The organism is Streptomyces sp. NPDC005281 (genome assembly GCF_040607495.1).
GTDB lineage: Bacteria > Actinomycetota > Actinomycetes > Streptomycetales > Streptomycetaceae > Streptomyces.
In genome coordinates, this window is record NZ_JBEXGX010000076.1 from 1 (window position 1) to 6861 (window position 6861).

Sequence of the window (6861 nt, forward strand, 5' to 3'; positions counted from 1 at the left end):
CTTTCGGATCCAGGTAAGTCATCCGGCCCAGGAACCTCCTTCCGAGTTCCTCCCGGCTCAGCCGGGGATACAAACAGAGCGCCTCGTGGCGCACATCGTGCGCTCTACCACCCAGCGGAAAAAGCCCAAGCCGGAGTCGTGTTCCATGCCTCGCTCGGTGATGACCGGGCGGATGCCGCGCTGCCAGAGGAGGCGACGGTCCTTGTCGTGGTCGTGGGCGCGGTCGGCGAATAGGGCGTCGGGTCTGCGTCTGGGCCGGCCGACGAAGAGAATCCCCTGGCTTCAGGGAGAATTCACATTCCGCGCATGGTGCGCCACTCCGTCAGCGCGACTGCGACGTCGGGCGGCAGCACCGCAGCTGCAACTGCCCGCGGTAGACGCTCCAATGTTCGGACCACGTCGGCAAACGGCGTCTCCACGAGCGCTTCGACAAGATCGTCTCTTCGCGCAGTGCCATCGGAGTGCCTTAGACGGTGCCAATCCACGAGCAAGGACTGGGCCGTCACAAACGCCAGTCGCCGTCCCCGTACCAGATCGCCACGGTTGAGGCTGAAGACGCGGATCGTCTCTCGTCCCTTGTCACTGAGGGGGTCGTACTGGCCAGCTGCCAGCCTCAGCACGAGGTGGTCCGCAGGGTCCTCCGTGCTGGGATCGATCAGCAAGGAGTGCCCGTCCGCATCACAGGGGTATTGGCGCCCCTTGGTATGACTGTTGCAGTAGGAGCAGGCCAGCAAATGGTTGAGCCAGTCGAAAGCGCGCAGCGGCGCCTCGGCCAGCGGCTGGACGTGGTCGATGTCGGTGCCGAGGTTGTCCTCGCAATACATGCACCGCTCGGCGCCGTGCGCCATCTGCCCCAGTAGACGCTTGACGTGCCTTTTCGGCGCCTTGGCTATCGCCCACTGCGCGCTGGCCGCCGCATAGTCACCTCCCGCTTGTTCGACACGTGAGGTCCACCGATGCAGCAACGTCTGCGTTCGAGCCGGAGCAGGGACACGAACGAGTGGGATCACTGCTCCCGTCCCAGCCTGGCGGTCACCTCGGTCACCCGCGTATCCAAGGAACTGGCCAACAGCCGGCTCAGCTCCTGGTACTGGACCACTTCCCCCTCGGATGCCGTTTCGGCATAGACCTTGCGCTCCAATGCCACAAGCCGCTGACGGTCATGCTCGGCCCGGCTGGAGTAGGGGGTCTCCAGACCAAACAGCTCCGACAACACAGCGTCGTCGCCACTGCCGTACACCACACGGTGATACAGCTCCTCGCTCACTACGGCCGGCTGCTGCTGCTCACCGGGCCCCGGCAAACGGATCAGGCCGCCAGGGTCGGCTGCCTGACAGATATAGGGGCTATGGCTGGAAACGATGAACTGCAGGTTCGGAAAATGCTGACGCAGCCAATCGCCGATCTTGCGCTGCCACGTCACGTGTAGATGCGCGTCCACCTCATCGATCAGCACCACCCCAGGCGCCAAGACAGCGATACCACCGTCTGCGGTAGGCGCCGTCTCCAATCCGCCGTACACGGTGTGGATCTGCCGCACGAGATCGAGCACCAGGGCCGCCACGGTGCGGTAACCGTCACTCATCTCTCGCAGCGGGAAACCGTCCTTACTGCGCCCCTTCTGCGACACCCACAGTCCGTCCGCGCTGACCCTGCGGATTTGATAGGTATCTGGCAAAAGCCCGTCCTGCAGCAGTGCCAAGACATTGTCCAGCAAGGGCCCGGCCGTGCCGGTACGGTCCTCCAGCTGGCGCAGCCTCAAATCGACGAGCCAGGACACGCCTTCGGCCAAGGACGCATCCTCGTGGAAGAGGGTCGCCACGCGTCCTGCGGGGCCTTGGTTCAGCATGAGGCGCTGAGCTTCGCTCGATCCGCCTGTCAGTCTTCGAAACGGGCCGTAACCAGCGCAGAACCAGCCACGTGGGTTCTCCGCCCATGGGCCACGTGACGCGCTCTCCTCACCCACGATGCCCGGTGTCTCCATGACAGGACGCAGGCTCTTGTACTGCTCACCTGCCTCTCGCTCAGGACGTCTCCACTGCAAGGACAAGGGAAAGGAGCCTTTGGGTTTACGACCCGGACCAGAGAAGGAGTCGGCCTCGCTGTCGCCCACCACGTGCACGCTGAGATGTCCTGAGGAGGCGCCAGCGGAGATCCAGTCGGTGAAGTCCGTCACCAGCCCTCTGGCCACGCCAGGCCCGCCCAGCGCCAGAGCCAGAGCTTGCAACAGCGTCGACTTTCCCGAACTGTTCCGTCCGGCGAGAACAGTCCACCCACCTCGCGCCGGTAGCGTCACGTCCACAGTTCGCTGCCCGCTGAAGCCCTTAAGATCGGTGATCTGGACTCTTGTGACGTACACCCTGCGTCCCGTCTTGTGCCGTGTCGGTGTGCCCGAGGCCTGTGTGGCAAGCCGTTACTCGGATGGCTCTGACGTGCACACTTTCTCATGCCCTCCTCACGACGGTCGCCAACTCTGCCGACGCATTTCCAGCACCGTGGGCTCTGTACACGCGGTGTCGTCAGTGCAGTCGAATCGGCAACGAGGAGGCGCAAAGCCCAAACAGGACCGCCGAAGTCTCAGCTACCGGAGTTCATCCGCCGTGCATCGGCCTTCAGCCGATGGTGAAGCGAAGATGCTGATTGTGGCGCCGAGCGTCACGGATGCTCTCCTGCGGAGCAGGAGAGCGCAGGCCTCTCCACGGCCGACGCGGAGCGTTACGGGATCCGGTCCGGCGAAGCCAGGCAACGCCTCACCCTATTCGGCCCGTTCTACGAGCAATGCTCAAGACCTGTGGATCGGCCCGGGAGGGCATGTGGAGGGCGTATCTTCCCGAATGATCCTGCGATGGTCACCGAGTAGGCCCGCGTTCGCAGCGCGGGTCGGGAAGGCACGCCCATGCTAAGCGTAGTCACTGCAGACGGTTCCACCGAGTCCGGCTCCCTGATCGACGAGATTGTGCGTGAGGGCGCCCGACGGATGCTTGCCGCCGCGCTGGAGGCGGAAGTCAACCAGTACATAGCTGAGTTGGCCGCCGAGCGGGACGAGCGCGGGCATCGTCTGGTGGTTCGCAACGGTCACCACTGACCCCGCACCGTGGTCACCGCCGCAGGTCCCGTCGAGGTCACCGCGCCCCGGGTGAACGACCGCCGCGTGGACGAGGCCACCGGCGAGCGGAAGCGGTTCTCGTCGAAGATCCTGGCGCCGTGGTGCCGCAAGTCCCCGAAGGTCTCCGAGGTCCTGCCGCTGCTCTATCTGCACGGACTGTCCTCGGGGGACTTCGTGCCCGCGCTGGAGCAGTTTCTCGGCTCGGCCGCCGGGCTGTCGCCGGCGACGGTGACCCGGCTGACCAGGCAGTGGAGCGAGGACCATGCTGCCTTCCAGCAGCGCGACCTGTCGGACCGCGACTTCGTCTACGTGTGGGCGGACGGCGTGCACCCCAAGGTCCGGCTCGGCCAGGCCCACTCGTGCGTGCTGGTGCTGCTCGGGGTCCGGCTGGACGGCACCAAGGAGCTGATCGCGCTCGCGGAGGGGCTGCGGGAGTCCACCGAGTCGTGGGCCGACCTGCTGCGGGACTGCCGCCGACGCGGCATGCGTGCCCCAGAGCTCGTCATCGGCGACGGCGCGATAGGCCTGTGGAAAGCACTGCGGGAGGTCTTCCCCGTCGCCCGGCAGCAGAGGTGCTGGGTCCACAAGGCCCGAAATATCACGAACGCCCTGCCGAAGTCCGCACAGCCTGGCGCCATGAAGGCGATGCAGGAGATCTACAACGCCGAGGACCGCGCCCACGCGGAGATGGCCATCGAGGCGTTCGCGAAGACCTACGGCGCCAAGTGGCCCAAGGCCGTCGCGAAGATCACTGGCGACGCCGAGGAACTGCTGGCGTTCTACGACTTCCCGGCCGAACACTGGATCCACCTGCGAACCACGAACCCCATCGAGTCCACGTTCTCCACGGTCAAGCTCCGGACCAAGGTCACCCGCGGTGCTGGCAGCCCGGCCGCGGCCCTGGCGATGGTGTTCAAGCTCATTGAGTCCGCCCAGGACCGCTGGCGCGCGATCACCGGCGCCCACCTCGTCCCACTCGTCCGGGCCGGAGCCCGCTTCGAACGTGGTCAGCTGGTCGAACGCGACAAGACGCAAGCCGCATGACGATCAAACGTCTGTTACTCATGCGGCTGTTCCCTGTCGGGCGCGGGGCGACCGGTGTCGGTCCAGTACTGCACGACCTGGTCGTTCACGCGACGGACCACATTGTGTCGCGCTGCCAGCTTCTTCACCCCTCCGTTGGGGTGCTGGAGGATGTAGACGCGGTCGTTGACCTCAACAGCCGGCGCAGCCTGGGTTTGCCGTGGGTGGCTTCCAGCCGGCGCAGGGTGTCGATCGCTCCGAACTGGCCAGCGCTGTATGCCGGTTGCTCGTGACGGACATACACGGACAGCCCTACTACGGCACTGCCTCCCACGGAGAGGCGAGGAGGGTGCCGTCGGTCAGCAGCCCGAACGATTCGCGCAGCAGGTCGCACGGGTTCACTCAACTCCCGGGGCGCTCCCCTGCACGACTCGTGGGTGCTCGGCAACCTGGCTCGCGAGCCGTTGGCCCAGATCCTGAGCTCCGAGCGGCCAGTCGCCTATCGTGGCCGACTCGACGAGAACTTCGGCCAGTGCAAGATCTTCACCTACCTGCACAGTGAACGTAAGGACCCAGTGGAACGTATATTCGATCGCGCCGATCCCTTATATCGGCAGGACGTGGTGGGCGGGCCAGATCGAAAGGAAAAAGATGACAAGCCGAATCTGTAACCACAGGGACTCACGACGGACTCGGCGGTGAAGCGGGTGGCTGTGGAACCCGTTTACCGACACGTGAGGCGAGACAGTGTGAACGCCCGACCTCGGCGGATCGACGCAGTCGCCTTCGATCTGGACGGCGTCGTATGGCGCGGCTTTACCGCCGTCCCGCACGCTGGCGAGGTCATCGAACGGATCAGGACAGCCGGTCTTCGCGTCTGCTTTCTCAGCAACTATGCGAACAAAAAGCGGAGTTATCTCTGCGAAAGACTCGCCGACATCGGCATCCCGGCGGACCCGCCGGATGTCTTCACCAGCTCTTTCCTGGCCGCCCTGCACGTCGGGTCCCTTGCCGTCGATGAGCGCGAATACGTCACCGTGGAGGACGGCCGCACGCTGGCCGAGGAGTTCCGCGCCTTCGGTATGACCGCCCAGCCCTTGCCGACCTACCAACGGCACAGCAAAAGTCCGCCCTGCGCAGTCGTGGTGGGATACACAGAGTCTTTCGGCTACGAAGACGCCGCCCGACTGCTGCGGATCTCTGATCACGTCGATGGGCTCTATGCCACAGCCCGTGACCGCTGGTACGCCGCCAGGGAGGGTCCGCTGCCCGCCTCCGGGTGGATCGTGGCCGCCGTCGAAGAGATCCTCAGCCACCGGGCATTGACACTCGGCAAACCCAACGCACTTGCGTTGCGCACGGTCGCGGACTCCCTCTCCGTGCCGGTCGGCCGCATCCTCATGGTCGGGGACTCCGCCGAGTCCGACGTGGGCGCGGCACGAAACGCGGGAGCTTACTCCTGCCTGTTCCAGGACCCGCGTGCCGTCACCCCGGTACTAGCAGGGGCGCCCCGCGCCGACTTCGAGGTGTCCGACCTACGAGAGATCACACGCTTCCTCGACCTCCCCTCCTAAAAGCCGAAGCAGCTGCCGCCTCCGTTTTCCCGTGCGAAGGGCAGGGGTCTGTCTCTTCTATGGGTTGACCAGGTGACCGGACGCACTCATCCAGCTAGCACTGCAACGGTCACGACAGAGACCGTTGCAGTACTTAAGTGGCTGACTCAGCGAGTCTCGAAGATCCGGTCTACGGCCTTCTTGGTGGTGGCTTCGACGCTGCTGCGCTCATAGGTGTAGAGCAGACTCACACGGAGCCGATACCAGCGTTTGTAACCCATTGGGCAGTGGCGGCATCCAACTCCCATGGGCTCTTGAGCAGCGACGCACGTAGCGCGCTGCGGTCATGCATGGCATTCGGTTCGGTGCCCAACAACTCCCGCCGACTGCTGCCCTCCCCCAGAAGGGATCAGAGGAGTGGTCGAGCGCCGAGACGAAGCGCTCTACACGATCCGGCCACGTGGGGTGCAGCCACCACGAGGAGCAGAAGGGGAGGCTTTGAGCAACTATGGAAAGCAGCCCAAAACGAACACCCCCCATTTCCGCCAGTCGGACGAGCAGATCGAGCTGCAGGCTCGCATGCTCCCTGTAGGTCGCGGACTCTGCTTTGGTGTGCGCAAGACCACCGAGAGTCATATCGACAGGGAGCTTGCGATCGGGTCTCGCAAGCCAACGAAGCAGCAGGCCAGTGAGGGAACGTAGTGCTTCCACGTCCAATGCTGCCATCGAGCTGCTACTGGCCGAGGTGACGTTGAATTCGATGGCCCATCCCGTGAGGCGACGGCGTACAGCCTGGGTGGTATGGCTGTTGACGCGCATCATGTCGCCGTCCGACAGCCTTCCCTCAGCATGCCAGTTCTCCACGGGGCCGTTGCGCCAAGAGGTGACAGTGATACCGAGCGCCACGAGATCCAGCAGAGTGGGCAAATTCGAGAGGTCCACATCGAGTTGCATGCGAATCAAATCCTCGAGGGCTGCATCGTCCAATGTGATTCCTGACGTATCCGGTCTTTCGGTGATGAAGCCCGCATCGGTCATCGTGGTGCCTCTCAGTTTCGGTGTGGATCTCGTGCAGAGAGTACGTCTAAGAAGTCATCTCATTTGGTTCGATAGGCTGTCGATCGTGGTTTCGATCGTTGAGCGGCTGGTGCCGGATGAGTTGTGGGAGTTGTTCCAGCG

General features: G+C 64.3%; 6 protein-coding genes and 2 pseudogenes. 4 read left to right on the top strand and 4 right to left on the bottom strand.

From position 1 onward, the window contains the following. Positions 1-96: 96 nt before the first annotated feature. From ABZV42_RS41675 to ABZV42_RS41685, 3 genes and pseudogenes are all read right to left on the bottom strand, one after another. Positions 97-261 (bottom strand): annotated as a pseudogene (locus ABZV42_RS41675) (IS5/IS1182 family transposase); the annotation flags it as partial. Positions 262-293: 32 nt separating this feature from the next. Further along, positions 294-848, bottom strand: coding sequence for an HNH endonuclease (locus tag ABZV42_RS41680; RefSeq protein WP_356057468.1), 555 nt, complete (start codon positions 846-848; stop codon positions 294-296). Positions 849-1006: 158 nt separating this feature from the next. Next, positions 1007-2359, bottom strand: a complete 1353-nt coding sequence (locus ABZV42_RS41685) for an AAA family ATPase (protein ID WP_356057470.1) — start codon at positions 2357-2359, stop codon at positions 1007-1009. 537 nt (positions 2360-2896) lie between these two features. Between ABZV42_RS41685 and ABZV42_RS41690 the strand changes: the two are divergent. The 4 genes and pseudogenes from ABZV42_RS41690 (at position 2897) to ABZV42_RS41705 (ending at position 5703) form a co-directional block, all read left to right on the top strand. After that, positions 2897-4150, top strand: a pseudogene (locus ABZV42_RS41690) (IS256 family transposase). After that, positions 4147-4422, top strand: coding sequence for a hypothetical protein (locus ABZV42_RS41695; protein WP_356057472.1), 276 nt, complete (start codon positions 4147-4149; stop codon positions 4420-4422). Before ABZV42_RS41690 ends, ABZV42_RS41695 begins: the two are co-directional and overlap by 4 nt. Positions 4423-4566: 144 nt before the next feature. Next, positions 4567-4800: a hypothetical protein gene (locus ABZV42_RS41700; RefSeq protein WP_356057474.1), complete on the top strand. Its 234-nt coding sequence runs from the start codon at positions 4567-4569 to the stop codon at positions 4798-4800. Between the two features lie 36 nt (positions 4801-4836). Further along, positions 4837-5703 carry an HAD family hydrolase gene (locus ABZV42_RS41705; RefSeq protein ID WP_356057476.1) on the top strand — a complete coding sequence of 289 codons (867 nt, stop codon included), beginning with the start codon at positions 4837-4839 and terminating at the stop codon, positions 5701-5703. Positions 5704-5910: 207 nt separating this feature from the next. Here ABZV42_RS41705 and ABZV42_RS41710 read toward each other — a convergent pair whose 3' ends face one another. After that, the gene (locus tag ABZV42_RS41710; protein WP_356057478.1) at positions 5911-6720 is read right to left on the bottom strand and encodes a hypothetical protein; all 810 of its coding nucleotides are present in this window, start codon (positions 6718-6720) and stop codon (positions 5911-5913) included. Positions 6721-6861 lie beyond the last annotated feature (141 nt).

What these genes read in the sequence shown, in the direction of transcription:
- ABZV42_RS41680 (WP_356057468.1), bottom strand. Translation starts at nt 848, where the DNA reads ATGGCGCACGGCGCCGAGCGGTGCATGTATTGCGAGGACAACCTCGGC.
- ABZV42_RS41695 (WP_356057472.1), top strand. Translation starts at nt 4,147, where the DNA reads ATGACGATCAAACGTCTGTTACTCATGCGGCTGTTCCCTGTCGGGCGC.
- ABZV42_RS41710 (WP_356057478.1), bottom strand. Translation starts at nt 6,720, where the DNA reads ATGACCGATGCGGGCTTCATCACCGAAAGACCGGATACGTCAGGAATC.